The organism is Arthrobacter sp. J156, from assembly GCF_056172865.1.
In genome coordinates, this window is record NZ_CM149650.1 from 778,140 (window position 1) to 802,673 (window position 24,534).

22 protein-coding genes, 2 pseudogenes and 1 riboswitch are annotated in these 24,534 nt (G+C 69.2%); of the genes and pseudogenes, 10 read left to right on the top strand and 14 right to left on the bottom strand.

All coding sequences use genetic code 11. The annotated features are described in order from the left end of the window. Positions 1 to 10: 10 nt before the first annotated feature. Positions 11 to 766, bottom strand: coding sequence for an SOS response-associated peptidase (locus AC0QR5_RS03620; RefSeq protein ID WP_329861326.1), 756 nt, complete (start codon positions 764 to 766; stop codon positions 11 to 13). A 35-nt stretch (positions 767 to 801) separates the two neighbouring features. Here AC0QR5_RS03620 and AC0QR5_RS03625 point away from each other — a divergent pair, with 35 nt between their 5' ends. The 3 genes from AC0QR5_RS03625 to AC0QR5_RS03635 all read left to right on the top strand — a co-directional run bounded on the left by AC0QR5_RS03625 (position 802) and on the right by AC0QR5_RS03635 (position 2,876). Continuing rightward, entirely contained in the window at positions 802 to 1,071 is a 270-nt protein-coding gene (locus AC0QR5_RS03625) for a glutaredoxin domain-containing protein (RefSeq protein WP_329861324.1), read from the top strand. 88 nt (positions 1,072 to 1,159) lie between these two features. Continuing rightward, positions 1,160 to 2,245 (top strand): S-(hydroxymethyl)mycothiol dehydrogenase, encoded by a 1,086-nt coding sequence (locus tag AC0QR5_RS03630; RefSeq protein ID WP_329861323.1) that lies wholly within the window; start codon positions 1,160 to 1,162, stop codon positions 2,243 to 2,245. 1 nt (position 2,246) lies between these two features. After that, on the top strand, positions 2,247 to 2,876 hold the full coding sequence (locus AC0QR5_RS03635; protein ID WP_329861322.1) for an MBL fold metallo-hydrolase: 630 nt from the start codon (positions 2,247 to 2,249) through the stop codon (positions 2,874 to 2,876). Positions 2,877 to 2,888: 12 nt separating this feature from the next. Here AC0QR5_RS03635 and AC0QR5_RS03640 read toward each other — a convergent pair whose 3' ends face one another. After that, on the bottom strand, positions 2,889 to 3,626 hold the full coding sequence (locus AC0QR5_RS03640; RefSeq protein ID WP_430970682.1) for a lipoate--protein ligase family protein: 738 nt from the start codon (positions 3,624 to 3,626) through the stop codon (positions 2,889 to 2,891). 45 nt (positions 3,627 to 3,671) lie between these two features. Between AC0QR5_RS03640 and AC0QR5_RS03645 the strand changes: the two genes are divergently transcribed. Next, positions 3,672 to 4,268 carry a uridine kinase family protein gene (locus tag AC0QR5_RS03645; RefSeq protein WP_329861320.1) on the top strand — a complete coding sequence of 199 codons (597 nt, stop codon included), beginning with the start codon at positions 3,672 to 3,674 and terminating at the stop codon, positions 4,266 to 4,268. A gap of 6 nt (positions 4,269 to 4,274) precedes the next feature. Here the strand turns inward: AC0QR5_RS03645 and AC0QR5_RS03650 are convergent, their stop codons facing one another. The 5 genes from AC0QR5_RS03650 to AC0QR5_RS03670 form a co-directional block, all read right to left on the bottom strand. Continuing rightward, complete coding sequence (locus AC0QR5_RS03650) at positions 4,275 to 5,105, bottom strand: thioesterase family protein (RefSeq protein ID WP_329861318.1); 831 nt, start codon at positions 5,103 to 5,105, stop codon at positions 4,275 to 4,277. Positions 5,106 to 5,196: 91 nt separating this feature from the next. Continuing rightward, positions 5,197 to 6,933: a DUF5671 domain-containing protein gene (locus tag AC0QR5_RS03655; protein ID WP_329861317.1), complete on the bottom strand. Its 1,737-nt coding sequence runs from the start codon at positions 6,931 to 6,933 to the stop codon at positions 5,197 to 5,199. Beyond that, positions 6,930 to 7,397 carry an LpqB family beta-propeller domain-containing protein gene (locus AC0QR5_RS03660; protein ID WP_329861316.1) on the bottom strand — a complete coding sequence of 156 codons (468 nt, stop codon included), beginning with the start codon at positions 7,395 to 7,397 and terminating at the stop codon, positions 6,930 to 6,932. The genes AC0QR5_RS03655 and AC0QR5_RS03660 overlap by 4 nt, the downstream gene beginning before the upstream one ends. Positions 7,398 to 7,571: 174 nt before the next feature. Beyond that, complete coding sequence (locus AC0QR5_RS03665) at positions 7,572 to 7,859, bottom strand: DUF2316 family protein (protein WP_329861315.1); 288 nt, start codon at positions 7,857 to 7,859, stop codon at positions 7,572 to 7,574. Positions 7,860 to 8,198: 339 nt separating this feature from the next. Continuing rightward, positions 8,199 to 8,474, bottom strand: a complete 276-nt coding sequence (locus tag AC0QR5_RS03670) for a DUF488 family protein (protein ID WP_475372494.1) — start codon at positions 8,472 to 8,474, stop codon at positions 8,199 to 8,201. A gap of 233 nt (positions 8,475 to 8,707) precedes the next feature. On the opposite strand from AC0QR5_RS03670, the gene AC0QR5_RS03675 reads away from it, so the two are divergent. Together AC0QR5_RS03675 and AC0QR5_RS03680 are read left to right on the top strand one after the other, a co-directional pair. After that, entirely contained in the window at positions 8,708 to 11,374 is a 2,667-nt protein-coding gene (locus tag AC0QR5_RS03675; RefSeq protein ID WP_329861314.1) for an excinuclease ABC subunit UvrA, read from the top strand. 120 nt (positions 11,375 to 11,494) lie between these two features. Then, positions 11,495 to 12,742, top strand: a complete 1,248-nt coding sequence (locus AC0QR5_RS03680) for an IS256 family transposase (RefSeq protein ID WP_329864185.1) — start codon at positions 11,495 to 11,497, stop codon at positions 12,740 to 12,742. A 51-nt stretch (positions 12,743 to 12,793) separates the two neighbouring features. On the opposite strand, the pseudogene AC0QR5_RS03685 reads toward AC0QR5_RS03680, so the two are convergent. Beyond that, positions 12,794 to 13,035, bottom strand: a pseudogene (locus AC0QR5_RS03685) (transposase); the annotation flags it as partial. Positions 13,036 to 13,205: 170 nt separating this feature from the next. On the opposite strand from AC0QR5_RS03685, the pseudogene AC0QR5_RS03690 reads away from it, so the two are divergent. Further along, positions 13,206 to 13,502 (top strand): annotated as a pseudogene (locus AC0QR5_RS03690) (four-helix bundle copper-binding protein); the annotation flags it as partial. 21 nt (positions 13,503 to 13,523) lie between these two features. On the opposite strand, the gene AC0QR5_RS03695 reads toward AC0QR5_RS03690, so the two are convergent. From AC0QR5_RS03695 to AC0QR5_RS03715, 5 genes are all read right to left on the bottom strand, one after another. Then, complete coding sequence (locus AC0QR5_RS03695; protein WP_329864187.1) at positions 13,524 to 14,645, bottom strand: DUF418 domain-containing protein; 1,122 nt, start codon at positions 14,643 to 14,645, stop codon at positions 13,524 to 13,526. A gap of 55 nt (positions 14,646 to 14,700) precedes the next feature. Beyond that, complete coding sequence (locus tag AC0QR5_RS03700; RefSeq protein WP_329864188.1) at positions 14,701 to 15,564, bottom strand: F510_1955 family glycosylhydrolase; 864 nt, start codon at positions 15,562 to 15,564, stop codon at positions 14,701 to 14,703. A 93-nt stretch (positions 15,565 to 15,657) separates the two neighbouring features. Next, positions 15,658 to 16,299 (bottom strand): DUF305 domain-containing protein, encoded by a 642-nt coding sequence (locus AC0QR5_RS03705; protein WP_329864190.1) that lies wholly within the window; start codon positions 16,297 to 16,299, stop codon positions 15,658 to 15,660. A gap of 128 nt (positions 16,300 to 16,427) precedes the next feature. Then, entirely contained in the window at positions 16,428 to 16,874 is a 447-nt protein-coding gene (locus tag AC0QR5_RS03710) for a DUF6153 family protein (protein WP_329864192.1), read from the bottom strand. Positions 16,875 to 17,066: 192 nt separating this feature from the next. Next, positions 17,067 to 18,761 (bottom strand): gamma-glutamyltransferase, encoded by a 1,695-nt coding sequence (locus tag AC0QR5_RS03715; protein WP_475372495.1) that lies wholly within the window; start codon positions 18,759 to 18,761, stop codon positions 17,067 to 17,069. A gap of 338 nt (positions 18,762 to 19,099) precedes the next feature. Continuing rightward, positions 19,100 to 19,253: riboswitch (cyclic di-AMP (ydaO/yuaA leader) on the top strand. Between the two features lie 6 nt (positions 19,254 to 19,259). On the opposite strand from AC0QR5_RS03715, the gene AC0QR5_RS03720 reads away from it, so the two are divergent. Beyond that, positions 19,260 to 20,105, top strand: coding sequence for a C40 family peptidase (locus AC0QR5_RS03720; protein ID WP_329864196.1), 846 nt, complete (start codon positions 19,260 to 19,262; stop codon positions 20,103 to 20,105). Positions 20,106 to 20,247: 142 nt separating this feature from the next. Beyond that, positions 20,248 to 21,440 (top strand): IS3 family transposase gene (locus tag AC0QR5_RS03725; protein ID WP_475372496.1). Its coding sequence is split into 2 segments (ribosomal slippage): positions 20,248 to 20,532 and positions 20,535 to 21,440, totalling 1,191 coding nucleotides; the frame shifts between segments, so codons are not numbered across the junction. Between the two features lie 10 nt (positions 21,441 to 21,450). On the opposite strand, the gene AC0QR5_RS03730 is transcribed toward AC0QR5_RS03725, so the two are convergent. After that, positions 21,451 to 22,350, bottom strand: coding sequence for a TIGR02391 family protein (locus AC0QR5_RS03730; protein ID WP_329864311.1), 900 nt, complete (start codon positions 22,348 to 22,350; stop codon positions 21,451 to 21,453). 902 nt (positions 22,351 to 23,252) lie between these two features. Here AC0QR5_RS03730 and AC0QR5_RS03735 point away from each other — a divergent pair. After that, complete coding sequence (locus AC0QR5_RS03735; RefSeq protein ID WP_329864253.1) at positions 23,253 to 24,500, top strand: IS256 family transposase; 1,248 nt, start codon at positions 23,253 to 23,255, stop codon at positions 24,498 to 24,500. Positions 24,501 to 24,534: the final 34 nt, after the last annotated feature.

Genomic DNA, 24,534 nt, shown 5'->3' on the forward strand with positions numbered 1-24,534 from the left:
CGAGGGGCGGCTAGGTGGTCGGCTCGAGCGGCTCGAGCAGTTCGGGCCCGTCGTTGCGGACGTTGCCTACGGCCGGGCCGACCTCGTCGAGCCGCCAGCCGGACGCCACGCCGTAGGCCCCGCCGCGCACCGCGTCCACGAGGGCCGGGGCGTCCCGGTTCCCGGGGTCCAGCCAGTCGCCCAGGACGTCCCGGCGCAGCGGGATCGGCAACCGGTCGTGCAGCTCCGCGAGCCCGCGCAGCACCGGCTCCTCCGCGTCCGCGGGCGGCGCCGCCGTCGTCAGGATGGAGGTCGACAGCAGCCAGCGGCCGGGATCGTCCTCCGCCTTGGCGGGGTCCTTCCACCACTCGTAGAGGCCGGCGAAGTAGATGAGCGAGCCGTCCCGGGGCCTCACGTAGTGGGGGCGCTTGGCACGGCTCCCACCGGCAGGGGCCTTCCACTCGTAGTAGCCCTCGGCGGGGACGGCGCAGCGGCGGGACTTCACCGCGGAGCGGAACGTGGGCTTCTCCGCCACCGTCTCGCTGCGGGCGTTGAAGGCCCGGACGCCGACCTTCGGGTCCTTGGCCCATCCCGGCACGAGCCCCCACGAGGCCACGTGGATCTGCCGCACGGGCGAGGATTTGACGAGGCGCTCCAGCACGATCGGCACGTCGGTGGTCGGGGCGATGTTCCAGGAGCGGCGCAGCTCGAGCGCCGCGTCCGCCTCCGCCTCGGCGTCGGCGACCAGGTCTCCGATGGCCCGCGCCATCACGTAGCGTCCACACATGGAATAAGCGTCTCACGGCCCGGGTTGTGCTGGACATGACTGCAGCGAACCTCCAGGACTACGTCCCCGCCGAAGGCACCGTCACCCTGTTCACGACCTCCTGGTGCGGCTACTGCCGCAACCTGAAGAAGGCCATGGACGCCGACGGGATCGCCTACCGGGAAGTCAACATCGAGGAGGTGCCGGGGACCGCGGAGCTCGTCGAGGCCTTCAACGACGGGAACCAGACGGTGCCGACCCTCGTCTTCGCTGACGGGACCGCCGCAACAAACCCCCGCATCGCCGAGGTACGCGAGCGCCTCTGAGTCGGCTGTGATTGGATGAAGGGGACCTGCCGCCCGGCGGCGGGTCCCCTGTTCGTCCACCGTTCCCAACCGATGTGAGGTTGTTCCCATGCCACAGCAGGTCAAGGCCGTCGTCGCCCGCGAGAAGGACGCGCCGGTCGTCATCGAGACCATCACGGTCCCCGATCCGGGCCCGGGAGAGGCCGTCGTCGACATCCTCACGTGCGGGGTCTGCCACACCGACCTGCACTACAAGCAGGGCGGCATCGGCGACGAGTACCCCTACCTGCTGGGCCACGAGGCGACCGGCGTCGTCTCCGAGATCGGCGAGGGCGTCACGGAGATCGCGGTCGGGGACCGCGTGATCCTGAACTGGCGGGCCGTGTGCGGCCAGTGCCGCGCGTGCGCCAAGGGGCAGCCGCAGTACTGCTTCGACACCGCCAACGCCACGCAGAAGATGACGCTCGCCGACGGAACCGAGCTCTCCCCCGCGCTGGGCATCGGTGCCTTCGCCGAGAAGACCCTCGTCGCCGCCGGGCAGTGCACCAAGGTCGACGAGGACGTCGACCCCGCCGCCGTGGGGCTCCTCGGCTGCGGCGTGATGGCGGGCATCGGCGCCGCGATCAACACCGGCGAGGTCAAGCGCGGCGAGTCCGTGGCCGTGATCGGCTGCGGCGGCGTCGGCATCGCGGCGATCGCCGGGGCCAAGCTCGCCGGGGCGACCACGATCATCGCCGTGGACATCGACCCGGCCAAGATCGAGCTCGCCCGGTCCCTCGGCGCCACGCACGGCGTGAACTCCCGCGAAGAGGACCCCGTCGAGGCCATCCGCGCGCTCACCGGCGGCTTCGGCGCCGACGTCGTGATCGAGGCCGTCGGCCGCCCGGAGACCTACGAGCAGGCGTTCTACGCCCGCGACCTCGCCGGCCGCGTGGTCCTCGTCGGCGTCCCCACCCCGCAGATGCGGCTCGAGCTGCCCCTCCTGGACGTCTTCGGCCGTGGCGGCTCCCTGAAGTCCTCCTGGTACGGCGACTGCCTGCCCTCCCGCGACTTCCCCATGCTCGTCGAGCAGTACAAGCTCGGCCGGCTCGACCTCGACGCGTTCGTCTCCGAGCGGATCGGACTGGACCAGATCGAGGAGGCCTTCGAGAAGATGCACGGCGGCAAGGTCCTGCGCTCCGTGGTGGAGCTCTGAGATGGGCGCCAGCATCGAACAGCTGACCACCTCCGGCACCTTTTCCCTCGACGGGGGCACGTGGGAGGTGGAGAACAACGTCTGGATCGTCGGCGACGACACCGAGGTGTTCGTCATCGACCCCGCCCACGACCCCGCGGCCATCGCCCGGGCCGTCGGGGACCGCGGGGTCAAGGCCGTGCTGCTGACCCACGGCCACGACGACCACATCCGCCACGCCCGCGACTTCGCCGCCCTCGTTCACGCCCCGGTCTACCTGAACCCGGACGACCAGATGCTGTGGGAGGCGCTCTTCCCCGGGTCCACGCCCGACGGGGAGATCGTCGACGGGCAGTCCTTCGAGGTCGCCGGCACGGTCCTGACCGCCCTGCACACCCCGGGCCACTCCCCCGGATCGACGTGCTTCCACGCGCCCGGGCTCGGCGTCCTCTTCAGCGGGGACACCCTGTTCAACGGGGGCCCCGGCGCCACGGGACGCTCCTACAGCGACTTCCCGACCATCATCGAATCCATCCGGCAGCGGCTCCTGGTCCTGCCCGGGGAGACCGTGGTCAACACCGGCCACGGGGACTCGACGACGATCGGCGCCGAGGCCCCGCACCTCGAGGAGTGGATCGCCCGGGGCCACTGACCCCCGGGGCGCCTACGGCCGCACGAGCACGGCTTCGCGGGCGTAGGCGCCCAGCAGCGCCGCCTCGACGTCCGCCACCGTCACGCCGGGCACGAGGTCCTCGACCGCGCCGGCCGTGGCCGGATCGAGCGGGAGGCCCATGGCGGCGTAGACGTCGGCGGTCACGGCGCGCAGCGGCGCGGAGTCCTGGACGACGAACACGGAGGCGAAGAGCCACGCGCCGGAGACGACCCGCTGGGCCGTGCCGACGAGCTTGACCGGTACATCAGACGTGGAGCCGGGACCGGGCCGCCCGTGGACGCTGAACTCCCCGGGGCAGTACTCCCCCGGCAGCTCCCCGACGCCGGCATCGACCCCCAGCCCCCGCAGGGCGTCCGCGTACAGCTCCCCGAGGGCGCGGAAGCGGTGCTGGTGCCCCTCCATGGCCCGCGGCGACGGTTCCACGTGGTCCACGATCAGCGTCCCCGGGTGGTAGGCCGCGGCGCGGCCCCCGGCCTTCCGCACGAGCGGCGCGAATCCGTGCGCGGAGGCGGCGGCAGCGGCGGCGTCGTACCCCGGCAGGCGCACGTCGCGCTGGCCGAACGCCAGGGTCGCCGAGGGCCGGTACAGGCGCAGGGTCGCGGGCCGCTCCCCGTCCCGCACCCGGTGCAGCAGCTCGATGCCGGCCATCAGGTCGGCGGCCGGGTCCGGGCCGGCCCCGGCACGCTCGACGTGCAGCGGCACGTCGATGCCGGGACTCCAGAGGCTCATGCCCTCGATTCTAGGACGGCGGCCGGCGCGGTGGATAATGGTGCGGTGCCCCACGACCTCCCCGCCCTGATCCTCCTCGGCGGCTCGTCCGGCGCCGGCAAGTCCTACCTCGCCGAGCGGCACGGGCGGCCGCACGTCGTCCTCGACAACTTCTACCGCGAGCTGGCCGAGCACACGCCCGACGCGCCCCTGCCCGTGACCCCCTACGGCGAGGTCGACTGGGACGATCCGGGCACGTGGAACCGCGACGCCGCCGTGGACTCGATGATGGAGCTGCTCGAGTCCGGCCAGACGCAGGTGCCCGACTACTCGATCTCCACCTCGAGCTATAACGGCTACACGACCGTGTCCCTCGACGGCGGGCCGGTCGTGGCGGAGGGGATCTTCGTGGACCAGGTCCTCGCGCCGCTGCGCGCCCTGGGCGTGGAGCCGCTCGCCGTGTACATCGACGTCGCCCCCGTGGTGACCGCCGTGCGCCGCTTCGTGCGGGACGTGCGCGAGCGGCGCAAGCCCGTGCCGTTCCTGCTCAAGCGCGGCTGGGCGCTGTTCCGCGCCGAGGGGGCGCTGCGCCGCCGCTACGTCGACGCCGGCTTCACGCCGCTGCGCAAGCGCCGCGTCAAGGCGCTGCTCGCGGGCCGCTAGCGCGGCTCAGCGGCCGGGCATAGGGCGCACGGTGAGGATCTGCTCGCTGCGCCCGAACGGCCCCTCGACGTCGTGCAGCACGGACGAGGTCAGCCCGATCCCGTCGCTGCCGTAGCTCTGCTGCGCCTGCAGCCCCAGCCACTCGCCGACGGGCGCGCGGTGCATGTGGACCTGCAGGTCCACGTTGGGGAACATCCACGAGGCCGGGCCGGGCTCGACGCGCGGCGCGACCCCGTTCGCGGTGTCCACGAGCCCCAGGAGGCGCACGAGCGGCGTCGTCTCGACGCCGGCGACCATCGGGTGCGGCGTCCGCAGCCACACGACCCCCTTGCCGGGCCGGTGGCCGGGCTCGACCCGGAAGTCGAGCTGGGAGATGTATCCCCCGGGCCACGGGGACATGCCGTCCCACGCGGGCAGCCGCTCGGGATGGGCGACGGAGGAGTCCTCGACGGCCGCGACCGGGGCGCTGTCGAGCGTCTTCAGGCGCCACGCGCGGGCGACGATGCTCGTGCGGCCCTGGCAGAGCATCTCGGCCTCGATCAGCTCGATCGTCCGGCCCGGACGGATCATGCGGGTGCGGACCTCGAACTCGCCTCCGTGGATGATGCCGTGGATGTCGAGGGAGACGCGGGCCATGCGCATGTCCGGGCGCGGCTCGAACAGCTCGAGCTCGTGGGCCAGGACGCCCGTCGCCGGGGCCATGTGCTGTTCGTGGGGGTTCCAGGCGCCCTGGGCGTGCACGGTGGAGCGGTAGCGGCCGCTGCCGAGGGGCTCGTAGAAGAAGCCGCCCGTGGCGAGCTCCTGTCCGGTCCCGAGTCCGGGCGCCTGCTGGGTCATGGCCGGTTCCTTTCGCCGCGGCCGCCCGCGGCGGCCTCCTCCGGCCAGCCTAGGCACAGGGGACGTCCGGAGCGAAACCGGGCGGGCGCGCTCAGCCCGGGTCCCGCTCCAGGGGTACGACGCCGATGCCTCCGTCGGCGCGCAGGCTCACCAGAGCGGCGGGGGCGTCGAGGCCGGACAGGGCGGCGAGGACCTCCCCCGGGCCGTGAAGTCGGGACAGCGGGGCGGCCGTGGCCGGCTCCCCCGCCCCGGCGCCGGGCACGTCGCCGGTCGAATCCTCCCGCGCGGGCGACGGATCCGGCGCAGCCCGCCACAGCGAGACCTTTCGCTCGCCCCCGGCGCGCAGCGCCTCGGCGAGCGGTCCGGCGTCGTACCCTGCCAGCAACAGGACGTGGCCGACGCGCGGCCCCGCACCCGGCGGTTCGGGCGGGAGCGGCGCCCGCGCGGCGAGGACGGCGCGGTCGCGGCGCCAGACGGCGAAGTGGTAGCCGGCGACGAGGGCGGTGGCCGCGAGCAGGCCCAGCGGGGCCCGAACGCGCTCCACGAGGCCCGTGCCGGCCACACCGCCGAGCAGGAACTCGAAGAGCCGGTAGCCGACGACGAGCAGCGTCACGAGGGCCGTGACCGCGCTCAGGCCGAACACGGCGACGAGGTAGACGCGGCGCCCGTCGGGGTCCTCGGCCCGCACGGTGCGCCAGACGAGCCACCAGACGGGGCCGCCGACGGCGAGGGCGCTGACGCCGGCCAGGAGCAGGGTCAGGGATCCGCCGGGTCCCGCGAGCGGCGCGCCCGCCGTGGACAGCAGCGCGTTGACGACGATCCCGAGCCCCGTGGCGGCCCCCGCGAGGGCTGCCCCGCAGACCACGAGCAGGCCCGCCCGGCGGGTCGGGGCCGCCCGCAGGGCCAGGATCGGGCGGTGGTACGCCCACACGAGTCCGCCCGTCAGCGCGGCGGCGGCCGCGAGCGGCACGGGCGCGAGCACCACGGACCCGGTCGTGGTGCGGTCCGCGAGCAGGCGCAGGAGCACGAACAGGATGGTCCCCGCGCCGCCGAGGGCCGCGAGGACGGCGGCCAGGACGCCCACGAGGACGAGGGCGACGTCGGCGAACCCGCCGGAGAGCGAACGGGCGCCGCGGCGGAACCAGTGCCACCACCAGATGACGGCGCCGCCGGCGAGCCAGACGAGGGCCTCGACGGCGGTGGACCACCACGGGCGGCCGAGGACGAACTGCCCGGCGCCCCGCAGCGCGGTCTCGAAGAGCGCCTCGAGCAGGCGGGCCGCGTTCACGGCGCCCACGACGAGGCCGAACAGCGCCCCGAGCACCATCGGCAACGTGGCCAGCAGCAGCGGCCCCTTGGCCGGGTGGCCCCACATCCGCAGGTGCCACCACCAGACGCCGCCCCAGACGAGGGCCGCGGCCACCTCGGAGGCCCAGCCGCCCGTGCTGCCCGTGACGGCGGAGGCGGCGGTGCCGAGGAGCGAGGACGCGGCGACGGCGAGGGACAGGGTCATGACGGCCGCGAGGTAGAGCCCCCAGCCGAGCGAGGCCCGTTCGACGGGATCCGCGGCCCGGCGCCAGACGGCGGCGCACAGGATCGCGGCGAGCGGGCCGCCGATGAGGCTGAAGGCCATCCAGAGCGCGAGGCCGGCCGCGCCGTCGCCGGCCAGGGTGTTCCCCGCGTCGAGGATCCTCCCGAACAGGCCCGTCAAGCCGGAGGCCGCCACGATGACGAGGACCAGCAGGAGGAGGAACACCACGAGCCGGCGGACCGTCCCCTGGATGGAGCCGGCCGGACCGCCCGCCGGCGCCGGCGCCCGCGTGCTCATTCCGACTCCGCCGGTTCGGGGCAGACCGAGAGCTCCCAGGGGCCCGAGGTGATGAGCCACGCGTCGCCCTCGCGGACCAGCGTGAACACGGCCTCGTAGCTGTACTCGGAGGCGCCGAAGAGCCCCCCGCCGGAGGTCGTGCTCAGGTCCACGGTGACGTCGGCCGAGGTGGCGCGCTCGCGGGTGGAGACGAGGGCGACGCGTGTCCCGTCCGGGACGATCCCGGCCCCGTCGACGCCACAGCCCTCCGTGGCCGTCGGGGCGAGCAGGGCTGCCGCGGTGGGGGTGTCGCCGTCGAGGACGGCCTCGGCGTAGAGCTGGACGGTGCCGGCCGGGGTGGCCGGGTCCATCCGGGGTGCGCCGCCCCTCGTGAGGACGGCGGCGAGGGCGACCGCGACGAGGGCCGCGGTCACGGCGAGGACGACCCAGAGGGTCCGGTCCGAAGTGCGTGCGCGTGGAACCATGAGGTCAGTATGGACCCGCGGCGCGCGCGGGACTAGAACTCCCGGTCCTTCCCCGAGGGGCTGGCTGGCGGTCTCGCCGCTCGGGATCCCGCGCTCGCCTGGTCCATCCTGCGATGAGGCCTGCGAAGCACGGCAGTGGCGCGGCAGGGGCCGCGCCACGTTGCAGCGCGACGCTCAGGAGTCCGTGCCGAACCACCGATTGGCGGCAGAACGCATGCCTTCGGTGAGGCTGGAGTACGGCCGGGGGGTTCCACCCGATTCGAGGACCTTCGACTCGAGGTAGTCCCTGAGCTTCCAGACGGTCACCGGCTCCACGCCGGGGTGCATGTCGAGCACACGTTCCAGCTCCCCCGGTGCCAGACCGAGCTCCCCGTGGACCATGGCCGGCGTGAGCCCCGCACGGCCGTAGTTGTCGTGAAGTTCATCGCTCGTGCGGCGGCATTGAGCAGGGTTGAGGGACACCAGATCCTCCCGGATGTCGTCGTCTGGCGGGCATCGACCAGGGATTCGAGTGTAGCCCGCGCGTTCGGTCCCAGTCCGAGCACGGTCGGCATCGCACGCACAGGAGGCCCGGAACCGCAGGAATGCTGCGACTCCGGGCCTCCTCGTCAGCCCCTCAGAGGCCGGTGTGAGATTCCAGCCGACCTGGCAATTTCCAATCTAGTTGTCCCCCGATTTCACGCGGATCTGGGTCGGCAGCCATCCGACTGAATTTCCAAACTAGTTGGCAACGTTTCCGGAGCCTCACACGAGGCTAACCGCTTGTAGCGCCGCGTTCCCGTGGGACGAGCATAGCCAGAGTCAAGCGCCGTTCGCCCGATGCACGATCCCTGTGTCATGCCAGGCGGACGCGAGATACTCCGCGGCGAGAGGCCGATGACAACGATCAGGAGAGGCCTCTGAGCAGAGGAGCACTGTCTCGTTGAAGTCAGCAGCGCTGAGCACAGCTTCGACCTGGCGACCTTCCAAGAGGCGCGCGTGCTCAGCGGCGTATTGCTCCCACGACACAGCCCCGTGCTGGTAGTCACATAGCGCTGGCTCTGTCGGGGTGAGGAGCAACTCCTGCCGATAATGCATGTCGCAAATCTCACTGAGGAAGAACTCGAGGTCGTCTCGCTTCGCGAATCCTGCGAGCTACGAACGGTTCCGCAGTCGTATGTCAACAAGAGCCGTCGCGCTGCTGCCGGAGAGCAGACCGAAGAACTCGCGCGTCTTCTTCTTCGTGAACCCGATGGTAAACCGCCGCATCATCTTGCCTCCCACGGTCGATGAACCTGCTTACCGCGAGACCCGCTTGGTACAGTTCTGAAATGGAACACCTTTCCTCAGTGTCCACCCACGTCCAGCCCGATGTCCGGGTGCGTGGTGCCCGCGAACACAACCTCAAGGACGTCGATCTCACGGTTCCGCGTGACGCGATGGTTGTGTTCACGGGAGTGTCCGGATCCGGGAAGTCCTCCTTGGCTTTCGGCACGTTGTACGCGGAGTCGCAGCGGCGCTACTTGGAGTCAGTTGCCCCGTACGCGCGCCGACTGATCGACCAGGCGGGTGTCCCCGACGTCGACTCCATCACCGGGATGCCGCCCGCAGTCGCCTTGCAGCAGCAGCGCGGAGGGCGCAGCGCGCGCTCCTCTGTAGGCAGCATCACCACGCTGTCGAGTGTGGTTCGGATGCTCTATTCGCGAGCCGGTGAATACCCAGATGGTCAGCCGATGCTCTACGCCGAGGACTTCTCCGCGAACACCGTGCAGGGCGCGTGCCCCGAGTGCCACGGCATCGGCAGAGTGTACGCGGTGACCGAGGAGCGGATGGTGCCCGATCCCTCACTCACCATCCGGGAGCGCGCCATCGCATCGTGGCCGACCGCCTGGCACGGCCACCAGTTGCGGGACGTGCTCGTCGCGCTCGGCTACGACGTCGACGTACCGTGGAAGGATCTGCCGAAGAAGGATCGGGACTGGATCCTCTATACCGACGAGACCCCCTTCGTTCCCGTCCACTCTCGACTCACACTCGCCGAGGCGCGCCGGGCAATCCGAGCAGGAATCGAACCGAGCTACTCGGGCACCTTCGTCGGCGCGCGGCGGTACGTGCTCGACACTTTCGCGAACACGAAGAGCGCGTCGATGAAGCGCCGCGTAGCCCAGTTCATGAGCGCGGCGGTCTGCCCGGTGTGCCATGGGAAGCGGCTCAAACCCGAAGCACTGACGGTGACGTTCGAAGGACTCGATATCGCGGACTTCTCAGCCTTGCCACTGCGTGAATTGGCTGAGCTCCTCGAGTCCGTCGTCGCCGAGTCTGACCGCGAGGGCGAGACCTCCGGCGCCGTGGTAGACGTCGCGACTAGACGTGAAGCCGTCGAGCAGCGCGTTGCTCCTGGCGGCTCCGCGCACTCCGCTGCGCCGGATGTCCGTCGCAGACCGAATCAGTCTGTCGAGAAGCGCGCCGCGGCAGCCCGCCTGGGCGCAGAATTGCTGGACCGCCTGCGCCCCATCGTCGATCTCGGACTCGGTTACCTCTCGCTAGGTCGCACTACGCCGACACTGTCCGGAGGGGAGCTACAACGACTTCGACTCGCCACGCAGCTCACGTCGGAACTGTTCGGTGTTGTCTACGTCCTCGACGAACCGTCAGCCGGTCTCCATCCGCACGACGTCACCGCGCTGCTGGGTATCCTCGACGGACTGAAGGAGCGCGGCAACAGCCTCTTCGTCGTGGAGCATTCCGTCGACGTCATGCGGCACGCGGACTGGCTGGTCGACATCGGCCCCGGAGCCGGGGAACGCGGCGGGCGCGTGATCTACAGCGGACCCACGGACGGGCTCGCGGAGGTCGACGAGTCGGTGACGCGCGGATACATCTTCGGGGGCAGCGGCCTTCCACCGCACCAGCGCCGTGCCGCCCACGACTGGTTGCAGCTGGAGCACGTCACCCGCAACAACCTGCGGGACGTATCTGTCGCGCTACCGCTCGGAACGCTCACGGCTGTCACTGGCGTGTCAGGGTCGGGGAAGTCCAGCCTTGTCAGTCAAGTCCTGCCTGCCCTCATCGGCGCCAGGCAAGGAGACGCCCCTCGCGCCGAGGAGGAAAGCGCTGAGGCAGACGCCCTGCTCCTCACTGACGAGTCCGATGAACTCGGAGGGTCGGTCGAGGGCGATCTCACGACCGTCCGGCGTGTGGTGAGCATCGACCAGAAACCCATCGGCCGCACGCCCCGCTCCAACGTCGCGACCTACACAGGACTCTTCGATCATGTGCGGCGCCGGTTCGCCGAGACGCCGGAAGCTCGGACACGCGGATACAAGCCCGGTCGGTTCTCCTTCAATGTCGCAGGCGGCCGTTGCCCGACCTGTGAGGGTGAAGGCTCCGTGATGGTCGAGCTGCTCTTCCTGCCCTCGGTCTACACCGTGTGTCCCGACTGCCATGGCACCCGCTATCAATCGAGCACCCTGGAGATCACCTGGCGAGGGCGCAACATCGCGGAAATTCTCGCGATGAGCGTCGAAGAGGCTCACGAGTTCTTCGCCGGCGAGTACGACGTGATGCGCTCCCTCACCTCGCTGGTCGATGTCGGGCTCGGTTATCTGCGCTTGGGACAGCCGGCCACAGAGCTCTCCGGTGGGGAGGCGCAGCGTGTGAAGCTGGCCACCGAACTGCAACGAGCGCAGCGCGGCGACACTCTGTACGTGCTCGATGAGCCGACCTCCGGATTGCACTGTGCCGACGCAGACCGTCTAGTTACCCACCTTCAGACTCTCGTGGATGCAGGCAACACGGTCGTGATGGTGGAACTCGACATGCGAGTGGTCAGCGCAGCCGACTACGTCATCGATCTCGGGCCGGGAGCCGGTGACAACGGCGGCACAGTGGTCGCGTCCGGAACGCCAGCAGAGGTCGCCGCGTCGAGAAACAGCGCTTCAGCACCGTATCTCGCCGCCGCCCTCGCCGAGGCCGCGACGCTGACGTCAGGGGCATAAGTAGTGCCCATTAGCGTGGTGTACGACCGGCCCGCTGGGCGTGGCGTCCTAACGTAAGGCGGCCATCGCGTGATTCTTGAAACGACCTACCAAAGTACGTTTCGAAAGAGAGCCCACGCGATGACCGCACCCCATGTTATCGACCCTGCCCGCTTCCTGTCCGAGCAGCTCGCCCAGGCCTCCCCGGACCTGATGCGTCAGATGCTGACCACGTTCATCAACGCGCTGATGAGCGCCGAGGCCGACGCGGTCTGCGGCGCCGAGTACGGGGCCCGGTCCGAGGAGCGGACCAACTCCCGCAACGGCTACCGTGCCCGCCCGTTCGACACACGCGCCGGCACGCTGGAGGCCGCGGTCCCGAAGCTGCGCTCCGGCTCGTACTTCCCGGACTGGCTCCTCGAGCGCCGGCGCCGCGCCGAGGCCGCGCTGACCACGGTCGTGGCCACCAGCTACCTGCTCGGGGTCTCCACCCGCCGGATGGAGAAGCTCGTCGAAACCCTCGGGATCACCCGGCTCTCGAAGTCCCAGGTCTCCCTCATGGCCCAGGACCTGGACGCGCAGGTCGAGGCGTTCCGCACCCGCCCGCTGGACGCCGGCCCCTACGCGTTCGTCGCCGCCGACGCCCTGGTGCTCAAGGTCCGCGAGGGCGGCCGGGTCGTGAACGTCCACGCGCTGGTCGCCACCGGCGTCAACGCCGACGGGTACCGCGAGGCCCTGGGGATCCAGGCCTCCTCCGCGGAGGACGGAGCCGGCTGGCTCGGGTTCTTCCGCGACCTGGCCGCGCGCGGGCTCACCGGGGTGAGGCTGGTGACCTCCGACGCCCACGCAGGGCTCGTGGCCGCGATCGGCGCGACCCTGCCCGGCGCCGCCTGGCAGCGCTGCCGGACGCACTACGCGGCGAATCTGATGTCGGCCACGCCCAAGGCGTCCTGGCCGTGGGTCAAGACGCTGCTTCACTCGGTCTACGACCAGCCCGACGCGGCCGGCGTGCACGCCCAGTTCGACCGGGTCCTGGACGCCCTGGCCGAGAAGCTCCCGAAGACCGCCGACCACCTCGAGGCCGCGCGCGAGGACATCCTCGCGTTCGCCGCCTTCCCCAAGGGCCTCTGGCGCCAGGTCTGGTCCAACAACCCGCAGGAACGCCTGAACCGGGAAGTCCGCCGACGCACCGACGTCGTCGGGATCTTCCCCGACCGGGCCGCCCTGATCCGCCTCGTCGGCGCCGTGCTGGCCGAGCAGCACGACGAGTGGACCGAATCCCGCCGCTACCTCGGCCTCGACCTCATCCAGCAATCACTCGCCGTCGGGGCCACGCCCGACACCGACCCGAAGGAGGACACCGGCACCGACCTGACGCTCAGCGCCTAACCAACCAAGAATCAGACGGCACCCGCGTTACACCACGCAAATGGACTTGACCTCGACCCCGTGCTCGCCGCGGTGCTCCTCGATGAAGGAACACATCACCTCGACGGGCGGTCGAGCTCCGCCGCGAAGAAAGCCGAGGCCTGCCGCAGGATCGTGTTCGCCCGCCGTAGCTCACGCACCTCGCGCTCGAGCTCGGCCAACCTGGCCGCGTCCGCGGTGGTGGTTCCCGGCCGCACTCCACCATCGACCTCGGCCCGCGCCACCCAGGTGCGCAGTGCCTCGGGGTTGACCCCGAGCTGCTGCCGATCCTGCGGTAGGCCCCGCTCCGGGTTGCTGGGTCCTTCCGCGCATCGATCGCCATCCTCGTGGCGCGCTCACGCAGTTCCTCCGGGTACTTCCTCTGGGCTGGCATGAATTCAATCCTTCCGGGTCATCGATGCCTCCATCAAACCCGGGGCTTGACACCGCCTGCGCGGACGCCTGTTTGGGCGAAGACATGGTGGCCGACCTGACCAGGTGCATTCGCCTGAACGCCGACTGCGCCGACGTGTGCGCCGCGACCGGCGCGGTCCTGTCCCGGCAAACGGAACGGGACCTGGCCCTTACCCGCGCGATCGTGGAGGCCTGCCGGACCGCCTGCAAGGCGTGCGGCGACGAATGTCTCGTGCACGCCGAGATGCATGAACACTGCCGCGTGTGCGCCGAGGCCTGCCGTCGCTGCGAGGCGGCCTGCACCGAACTGCTGGCCTCCCTGTCCTGACGTGCAGGCCGGGCCGTCCCGTCAGGGGACGGCACGGCCATCCGGTGAGCGCCGGGCCACCGCAGGAACGCGCAGGAGGTACTCGAGGGGCCCGGTGCTAAACCTTTTTGCCCACAGGTGGGCGAAAAGGATCGCACCGGCGGACAGGGACACGGTGATGACCACTCCCTCATACAGGTAGTGCGGTTCGGGCCGCACGAGGGCCGCGAGGACGGCCAGGTGCCCCACGTAGATGGTGAGCGACAGCCGCCCGGCCGCGACCAGCGCACCCAGGCGCCTAGCGACGAAGTCCTCGGAGAGCAGGAAGATTCCGAGGACGAACAGTGCGCTGCCCATTCCCGAGACCAGCCACAACGGCATCTGGGAGTGGTCGACGGCCGAGACCAGATGGTCCCAGCCCATGCGACGGCCCGGCTCCCCGAAAACGAGGATGAGCAGGCGCGAAGCCAGGTAGCCGCCGACGCCGGCGACCGCTCCCCACAGGACGAGGCGCCGGTGCAGGGCCCTGTTCCGGAGGTCAGCGCGGCCCAGCAGGAGGCCGATGAGGAACGGTGCGGCCCAGACCACCACCGGGTAGGACCCGGACAGGACCGTTCCTCGCAGGATGTCGACGGGGTTGTCAAGGAGGGTCGGGGCGATGAACCGGTAGGTTTCCCCGCTGGCGACCTGTGCCGCGATCCAGAGGGGAGGTCCGGCGGCGCACACGATGCCGGTGGTCCAGGCCAGGACCGGGGTGGGGGCCTTGAGCAGGGGCAGACTCACCAGGAAGAGCAGACCGTAGGTCGGCAGGATCACGCTGACTTGGTGGTGCATCAGCTGCAGCGCGAGTCCCGCGGCCAGCAGAAGGCTGGCGCGCCACAGCACGGCCTGCCAGGGCAGCCTTCCCCCGGGTGTGCGGGCGGAGCGGGAGAGCAGGGACATGCCGATGCCGGCCAGGAGCATGAACAGCAGCGAAGCGCGTCCAACCGGAAGCCCGTAGACCAGCGCCAGGAGGCCGCCATCGCTCTCCCGCGGGCCGACGTTGACCGCGATCATGCCCACGATGGCGGCGCAGCGTGCCGCATCCAGGGCCTGGATGCGGCCGCGGCTCTTGCGCGGCCGGTCCTCCGGCGGTGCTGGGATCGGTGCGGCGGCGTGTGCCATGATCAGCATCATGCCCCGTCGTTCCGACGCACGGCATCTCGGATGCCCTGGCCGCTCACGGGATGTCCAGACGCTCGGTGCTGCCCTCGGCGCCGACGACCCAGACAGTGATTTGCCCCTCGTCGGCACGCATCCCGGTGACGGCTGAGGGTTGCCTCTGGACCTGCCCGGCCTTCGTCCAGGTCTTTCCCGCGTCATCGCTGACGTACACGCCGCCGCCGGGGGTGACGGCGGCCACGGTCAAGTTGTCGATGAAGGCGGCGGTGAGCATGACCGGCCCGCCGGCCGGAAGCGTCCAGGTTCTACCGCCGTCCTCGGACCTCCAGAGGCCTTCCTCGGTGGTGGCCAGGACGACGTCGTGTTCGGGGCTGCCCGCCAGGGCGTAGGGGGCCGGGGCGTCCGCTACCAGGGTCCATTCGAGGCCGTCGGCGCTGGTGCGCATCCGCCCGTCGAAGCCCACGATCCCGCCCCGGGTGGTGGTGAGCGCGTGGAAGTCGGATTCACCCTGGCGCGAGAGGGGCGTCCAGCTCTCTCCGCCGTCGGTGGATTTGATCAGTCCGACCGGGTTGGGCAGGTCGGTCCCGGGCCCGGGGTGTCCCGAGGCATAGAACGTGCCGTTGGCGTCGGCGGTGAAGCCCATCAGATCGATGGTGGGCCCGATCTTGGCAGCCGGTTCGGTCGTGGCGTCAAAGAGCCCGTGGTGCGAGGCGAGCAGAAGCGTGCCGTTCTGCGGGTCCGTGTAGGCACCGTGCACGTGGGCCAGGCCCTCGGACGCGGCCGCATCATCCGCGGACGGGGCGGGAGATTGCGCGGTGGAGCATCCGGTCAGGCCCAGGGCCAGGACGGTCGCGGCCGCCGCCGCGACGAGAATCCCGCGCCGAGTGCCGGGCATACGGGAGAGGGACAGGGAAGAAGGCATGGAACGTTTCCTTGGAGGGATCAGGAGGTCGGGTCACCGCTCCGCGGCGGGCGTCAGGCCAGTGCGCAGGCGCCCGCCGCGCGGCGTGGAGGCCTACTGGTAGGCCGGCAGCATCTCTTCCATGGTCTTGATCTCCGCTTCCTGGTCCTGGACGACCTTCTGGGCCAGGGCCAGGGCCACGGCCTCGGGGTCGGACCCTTCGGCGACTTCCTTCTGAGCCATCTGCACCGCTCCCTTGTGGTGGGCGATCATCTGGGTCAGGAAGAGCTTTGCGGCTTCATCGCCTTGGGCCTGCTGGAGCGTGGCCATGTCGTCCTCGCTCATCATTCCTTCCATGGAATGGTCCATGGAACCGGACTCCATCGGCTCTCCCCAGGCCTGGAGCCAGCCGGTCATCGTCTCGATCTCGGGCCCCTGGGCGGCCTTGATCTTGTTGGCCAACTCCAGGATGGGGGCGTCCATCCCGTCCTTGGCCAAGATGATCTCGCTCATCTGAACCGCCTGCTGGTGGTGCGGGATCATCATCTGGGCAAACATCGCATCGGCCGCATTGTGCTCCCCGGCGGCGGAAGACGGGGAGGCGGAACCATGATCCATGCCCATGCTGGACATGCTGGACATGCTGGAGTGGCCGGGCGAGGCCTCAGTGCTCGCGCCGGGTTCCGAGGTGGAGCCGCAGCCGGCCAGGGCCAGGGCGAGGGCGAGCAGGGAGGCGGGCACAAGGGTGCGTTTCATGGGGGCGAATCCTTCGCTGGAATGGGAATGGTTCATCTCGATCGCCCGACCGGCAACGGGGGACGGCGGGCATAGCAGAGCACGGCAGGGCACGGCCGGACCGGTGAGAGGACGGCCAAAACGGGTGCCTACGTGCGACTGATTGAGAGGTGAACCAGCGAAGGCGGTATCGGGATGGCGGTAACCGGACGCCACAGCGGCGGGGCGGGAAGGCCCCTGCCCGGTATGGAAACGAGGCTCCGGGAGATCCGGTGCAGGAGGATTCCGCCGCCGAGCAGCGAGACGATGCACAGGCCGGCCATCGACATCTCCATGCCACAGCCGTCGTCGATGCACCCGCCGGTCTCATCCGCCCCCAGGGGGGACAGTTCGGCATGAACACCGGCCGGCGGCGCAGCGGCGGTGTGCTGGTGGGCGGCGACATGGGTATCGGTGTGGGACGCGGAAGACTTCCCGGAGGTGTGGTCCATGCCGACGATGTGCATCAGGAGCAGGCCCAGCAGGAGCAGGATCTTGCCCAGTCCCTGCGCAGGCGAGGAGTGCTGGCCGCGCGTGCCGCTGTGGCGACGGATCACGGTCGAACTCCTTCCCATGAGGCTTATTCACGTCCGAGGCCGCAGACTGGCCAGGGCCCGGGCACATCTGCGGACCATTTTACGCCGCCCATGATCGGTCCCGGCCGGCAGGCCATCCCTGCCCCCGGACACGGCACCCGCGGGGCGGCCGGTGCGTGCCCGTACATCGTGGCTCCCGCAGGAGCTGTCTTCTCAGTCGTCCCGGGGCTCGGCGATGGCGAAGTCCGCCTCGCGGCGGGTGTCCTTGGCCCCGGTGATCCGGCCCGAGCCGTAGTCGATCTGAAGTGCCTGGACGGAGCCGAACACCGCGTCCTTGCGCTGGGTGCGCTGCAGCTGCCAGCCCCGGGATTGGATGAGTTGGGCAAGCTCCGGGGACGGGTCGCGCTCCACCGCCAGCACACCGTCCTGCAGGTGATACCGCGGGGCGTTGACCGCTTCCTGGAGGGAGGCGTCCTGCAGGGCCCAGGGAACGAGCACACCGGCGAGGATGTTGGGGATCTGGTGTCCTCCGGGGCTGCCCAAGCCCAGAACCACACGGTCCCTGCCGTCGAGCACCAGGCTGGGGGCGGCCCAGCTGACGGACTTACGACCAGGCTCGGGCTGGTTGTTCGGGGTGTCCAGCGACGCGAAGCGCGAAAGCTGGTTGTTCAGGAAGAACCCGCCCACGTTCCCGGCCTTCGCTCCGCCCCAGAAGTTGGTGATCGTATTGGTCATGGACACGGTGAACCCGTCCGAATCCACGACCGTCAGGTGCGTCGTATTGCCCGGGACGATCGGTGCCGCGGCCACCCGGGTGTCGGCGCCCGTGCCGGCGGCCTGCGCATCGCGGGCCACATCCGCGTTCGCCTCGGCGTCGGTGAGCCGCTCGATGGGGACATCGACGAAGCGGGGGTCGCCAAAGTAGCGGCTCACGCTTCTGTCGGCCACGGACCATGCCTTGGTGAGACGGTCGACGTACCGGGCCGAACCCGGAGCGTTGTCTTCAATGCCCTGGGCTTCGGCGACCTGGAGCATCTGGATCAACGCGGCGCCGGGCAGCGCGGGGGCGGCCGAGACGACGTCGTAGTCGCCGAACTCGCCACGGGCCGGTTCGCGCTTGTCGGTCTTGTAGGCGGCCAGGGAACGGGCGTCGATGCCCTCGACCGCGGTCAGCTCGTCCACGAGGCTGCCGGTGTAGAAGGCCTCCGAGCCCTCGTTCGCCAGGGTCTTCATGGTCTTGGCCAGCTCCTTCTGGACCAGCTCATCCCCCTCGCCCAGAAGCGAGCTCCCTCCGGAAGCCTTGAACTGGGGCAGGCCTCCCAGCGCCCTGGGCCCGGCATCGCTTTTCATGCGCAGGGCCAGGAACTCGGAGATGGGGAACCCGTCCTCGGCCAGGTCGATGGCAGGTTCGAGCAGTTGCTCCCACTCGAGCTGGCCGTGCTCTTCGTGGATGGTGGCCAGTCCCGCCACGAATCCGGGAATCCCCGTCCCGGATTCCGGGATCACCCCGTTCTGGGCGACGACTTCGCGGTAGTCATATGCCACCGGATCGGCACCGGATTCCGCAAGCACCGCCGACCCACCACCACCGATGCCCGAAGCGAACGGCTCGACCACGGCGACGGCGAAGGCCGTGGCAATGGCCGCATCCGCCGCGTTGCCGCCCTGCTCCAGGATCTCCATGCCCGCCTCCACGGCGGCCGGATGCGCTGCCGCGACGGCATGCTCGTTCAGCAGCGCCCCCGCATTCGGTGTATCCGCAGACCGGGTGGACGGGCTCGGAGAAGCCGGCGGCGCCGGCGTTCCCGCCGCCTCCGAGCTTTCCCCTTCTTGCGTCCCCGTGCACGCGGTCAGCATCAACACCACGGCAGCAAGGCCGGCCGCCGTCTTTTTTCCCATGGTCTTCATACTGTCCTCTGAACGGTTTGCTAGGCGCCGTGGAAGGCCTGCGAGGGCCCTTCCGATCGCCGCTTCCGGGGGCGGGACCACCGGCGTCCCCACCCGAACCCGGATCACGGCTAACATAACGATAACGTCACAACACGCCAGCCGTGCTCATCCTTTCCCGCTAGTCGGTTCCCCGTGAGCATCGGATGCCCGTTGGACCGTAATCAAAATTTGTCTCTTTTCGTGATCCGATTGTGACTTTAGGGGTTGTTTCAGGCAGGTTGGACGGCAGGCCAATCCTCCGTACGGTTCGGCCTGTTCGAGCGGACTGCCGAACACTGCCACCGCCCGGGGTCCCTTTGCATCAGCCGCCGGGCAGTGGCGGGGGAACCACATTTCGGGTCCGTACGGATCCTTGGGGTTAAGTGCCTTGAACCGGCTTTCCGGGACGAGGCACCGGGTGACTCCCACCCGCATCCGACAGCTCACCCCGCAGGCATTGGGAGAGGTCCAATCACCGTGTCCAGCCACAAAGTCCGTGGTCGCCGCCGCGCGACGCCCGTCCGCACCAACCCGCTCGAGATCATCTCGAAGGCCGTCGCTTCCAACGCCGGCTCCGTTGGCCGTCAGGCCGCCGTCGTCGCCGCCGCTTCCGGCCTGGTGCTGACCCTGGGCGTTCCCGCCCAGGCCAACCAGTCCGTCGGGGAAGCCGCCGCGCCGGCCGACAGCCTGACCGCCGAGCGCGTCGCGGTCCAGGCCGTGGCCGTCCCCGCCACCGCCGCCAAGAAGTTCGAAATCGACCGCGTCGCCCTGAAATCCACTCCGGCCCCGAAGCCGGTTGTCGCCGCCGTCGCCGCTACCGTCTCCACCTCCACCTCCACCTCCACCTCCGCGGACGATGCGCGCGGGGCCGCCATGACCAGCGCCACCCGCGCCGGGCAGGCCACCACCGCGGCAAAGCCCGCGGCCGTGAAGGAAAAGGCGGCCACGCCCACCCTCACCGCCAGCACGGCCCTGGGCAGCCGCATTGCCAGCATGGCACTGGGCTTCAAGGGCACTCCCTATGTGTGGGGCGGCAGCAGCCCCTCGGGCTGGGACTGCTCCGGCTTTGTCCAGTACATCTACGGTAAGGCCGGCATCAGCCTGCCCCACAACACCACCGCGATCCGCACCAGCGGCAAGTTCGTGCAAACCTCCACCCCCAAGCTCGGGGACCTGGTGTACCAGAACGGCGGAGGCCACGTGGGCATCTACATCGGCGACGGCAAGATCATCGGCGCCCAGAACCCCTCGGTCGGAACCGTCATCCGCGAGGCCGACAGCCCGTACGGTCCGCTGATGGCCTACTACACCCTGAAGAAGTAGCACGCCGGCCTCGGCCGGCCCACACAGACGTGCCTTGAAGGAAGCGAACGTCCTTCAAGACGCATAAAAAAGGGGGACTGCTGCATGAGTAGGTGACATCTGATCTGGCCTGCCCGCGGGGTGGGTCTGGAAGGATGTTGCTGTGCCCAAGCCCTACCCGTCCGAGTTCCGTGACGACGTTGTGCGCGTCGCGAGGAACCGTGAGCCCGGAGTGACGATCGAGCACATCGCGAAAGACTTCGGGGTCCACCCGATGACGTTGCAGAAGTGGCTGCGTCGCGCCGACATCGACGCAGGTGCGAAGCCCGGCCAGTCCCGGACCGAGGCGGCGGAGATCCGCGAGCTGAAGAAGCGGAACCGGTTGCTCGAGCAGGAGAACGAGGTCCTCCGGCGGGCGGCGGCGTATCTGTCGCAGGCGAATCTGCCGGGAAAGGGTTCTACCCGCTCGTGACAGAGCCCGCCGAAACAGGGATCCCTGTGACGGCGACGTGCCGGGTGCTCAAGCTCTCCCGCCAGCCCTACTACCGATGGCTGGCCGGCCCCATCACCGATAGCGAGGTCGTGGAGGCGTATCGCGCGAACGCGCTGTTCGACGCGCACAAGGATGACCCCGAGTTCGGGCACCGGCTCCTCGCCGACGAGGCCCGTGACGCGGGTGAGGCGATGTCTGACCGGACCGCGTGGCGGATCGCCTCCGCAAACGGCTGGTGGTCCGCGTTCGGGAAGAAGCGGGGACGTGACGGCAAGAAGCCGGGCCCGCCGGTCCACGACGACCTGTGCGCGGTCGTCGACGAGGACGGCCGGACCCGGCACGTGTTCGCCGCCGAAGCCCCGAACCAGCTCTGGCTCGTGGACATCACGGAGCACCGGACCGCGGAAGGCAAGCTCTACTGTTGCGCCATCAAGGACGCGTGCTCAGGCCGGATCGTGGGGTACTCGATCGACTCGAGGATGAAGTCCCGCCTGGCCGTTCAGGCGCTCGAGAATGCTGTCGCGATGCGCGGCGACGTCGCCGGCTGCATCGTGCACAGCGACAGGGGCAGTCAATTTCGGAGCAGGAAGTTCCTGCGCGCTCTTGCCCTTCACCGCATGGTCGGGAGCATGGGCAGAGTCGGATCGAGCGGGGACAACGCCGCCATGGAAAGCTTCTTCGCGCTGCTCCAGAAGAACGTCCTCGACCGCCGCTCCTGGACCACTCGCGAGCAGCTGCGCATCGCGATCGTCACCTGGATCGAGCGGAGCTATCACCGGCGACGCCGTCAGGCACGCCTGGGTCGTTTGACGCCCATCGAGTTCGAGACCATCATGAACACGACCGTCGCACTGGCGGCGTGACTAGAACCTGTCACCTAACCGTGCAGCAGTCCCGTTCGCCTGCGGGCTGTGACAACAACTGCATGGTGTCAGGGTCTGGCGCGCCATCGACGGACACGACGAGACACCGGTCTACGAACTTGGCGAGAACGCTCAGAGTCGCTAGCTGTTCAAGGCCGTCTTGCTTGGTGAAGTCCACTGCGACATGCGTCGCCGGGTTTCGGATCACCATGTTGACACCGGGGGCGAAGCTCAGTAGACCGGCCTGCATCGTCTTGACGTCCTGGTCGTCCGAGTCACCGGGCCAGCGTAGACGGGGCTTACCCTCTTGGGGGTCGGCTTGAGCGAACGCCTGCTGCCACAGAGAAGTGTCGCTCGCGTTGTTCCGACCCGTGAGCTGCTTCATCTGGCCGCTGACGGCTTCCGCAGCGGCCGCAACTGCTTGACGGAGGTGGCCGTCGTTCCAGAGACGCTGGGCCGAGGCCCACACCAGAGGGTGCAGGACCGACGGCTCGATCGTTGGCGACGAGAGCGCCTTTGCCTTCGCCTTGAGACCCTCCAGCCGGCCTGCGGCCTGGAGGCAGCAACCTCGGACAACAGGGGCGTCGAGCAGGGGCTTCGGCTCGAGCATCCGCTGCCAGTTCACAAAGGGGTCCAGCACCCCTGCCCCCTGGACTGCGAGTCGGATGTCCGTGACGCTGCTGAGATCCATGAGCGCGCCGACAAGGCGGTTCAGCTTATCAGTGATAACTCTGACACGCGCCTTGTCAGCACCATCCTTCAGCAGGACAGCAGGGGCCACCCCCATCGCCATAGCCCCGAACCCGGAGTTCTCGACATGGTGCGTCATGAACTCCTCGAACGTCCTCAAAAAGTCATCGAGGTGCTCCGCAAGGAAGTCCAAGTACTCGCTGTTCGTCCGGACGTCCATCTCTCCCCCCCATTCAGCTGCGGTGTTCGCACACAAATTCGTTAATCACCGCGGGTCGGTTACCTGTCACAAGCCTGTCGAACGTGCGTCAACTCTCACGAACTTGTAACCCTGCGTGCCGCCCTGAAGCACGCCTTGGTTGTGAAGGTCGAGTAAACGAACCGGAACGCGCCGCCGGTAGATCCGATTCCGCTCATCCTGGACCGGCAGGCAGCGAGAATTCCGGTTTTCCACATAAACCAAGGCCCCGCTACTAACAGCCAGCCGCTGATGCTGCACAAGACCTGCGCCCGGCTACGAAGACATCATTTTGCTCGGTGCGGAACGCGTCTTGGTCATCTAGGATTGCCGGTCTAGTCGAAAGCTTCCAACCATCTTGGTCGTTTCTTCCAACTAGACCGGCACCTCACACCAATTCCCACGGTGGATGACGTCCCACGGCTAGTCACGACTAAGTCGCGAGTGCATTTTCTAAAGTCGCGCAAACTCTGCAAAAGTCGCAACGAGACGTTCAAGTCACACGGCGTCGCGCCAACTGTCCTGTCACTTATGCCAAGCCGGTTGTCATCGGCCAACTAACTTGTCACTTATGCCAACTAATTTGGCAACTCACATGTGAGATGTCAGCGTGGTTGGCAGATTGACAGGCTTTTGTCCCTTGGAAATTGGCGGTTGTGTCGGATACGCCGATGCTCGAATCTGACAATCAACTTGGCATCTTTCTTTCCGCCGGCGGATGGGAGGCCGCTCGCCTATCACGGGGACAGCCCGTGCATCCACCAGTTGAGTCCCGCATAGTGGTGTAGCGCGGTCGTCGAGTTCGTCCCTGGTGTGGACGTGGACGCGGCCACCGCGTGATCCTTCGAGTGATCTCTCACAACCGACTCGAAGAAGGACACACGATGACCGCTCCACACATTGTCGACCCTGCTGGGCTGCTTGGCGAAGCCCTCGCCGAGGCCAGCCCCGATCTGATGCGTTCGCTGCTGCAGACGATGATTAACGCCCTGCTCTCGGCCGACGCCGACGCCGTGGTCGGCGCCGAGTACGGCCGGCCCGGCCCGGACCGGACGGCGCAGCGCAACGGCTACCGGCACCGCCCGTTGGACACCAGGGTCGGCACGATCGACGTCGCCATCCCGAAGCTACGACAGGGGTCCTACTTTCCCGAGTGGCTGCTCGAACGCCGCAAGAGGGCCGAGACCGCTCTGATCACCGTCGTCGCTGACTGCTACCTCGCCGGCGTCAGCACGCGCCGGATGGACAAGCTCGTCAAGACGTTGGGCATCAACAGCCTGTCGAAGTCGCAGGTCTCGCGCATGGCCGCCGATCTGGACCAGCTCGTCGCGGAGTTCCGCCACCGGCCCCTCGACGAGGCTGGCCCGTTCACGTTCGTCGCCGCGGACGCGTTGACGATGAGGGTCCGCGAAGGCGGCCGAGTCGTCTCGACGGTCGCGTTGGTCGCGACCGGCGTCAACGCTGACGGTCGCCGCGAGGTCCTCGGCCTGCGGATCGCCACCAGTGAGACCGGACCGGCCTGGAACGAGTTCTTCGCCGACCTCGTCGCCCGCGGCCTGGCCGGCGTCCGGCTCGTCACCTCCGATGCCCACCCCGGGTTGAAGGACGCGGTCGCAGCGAACCTGCCCGGAGCCGCCTGGCAGCGGTGCCGCACCCACTACGCCGCGAACCTCATGTCCGTGACCCCCAAGAGCATGTGGCCGGCGGTCAAGGCGATGCTCCACAGCGTCTACGACCAGCCCGACGCACCAGCGGTCGCGGCGCAGTTCGACCGGCTCATCGACTACGTCGACGACAAGCTGCCCGACGTCGCCGAGCACCTCGCCGCCGCACGTGAGGACATCCTCGCGTTCACCAGCTTCCCCGAAGGACTGTGGCAGCAGATCTGGTCGAACAACCCCAACGAGCGCCTCAACCGCGAGATCCGCCGTCGCACCGACAGCGTCGGGATCTTCCCCAACCGCGACGCGATCATCCGTCTCGTCGGAGCTGTCCTGGCCGAGCAGACCGACGAATGGGCCGAAGGACGCCGCTACCTCGGACTCGACATCCTCGCCAAGTCCCGCCTCACCATCGTCGCCACCGGCGGCACCGACATCGACAAGGAGGACCTCCCCGCACTGACCGCCTGAACCCCGAGAGGGTCACGCAGCACTACACCACTCC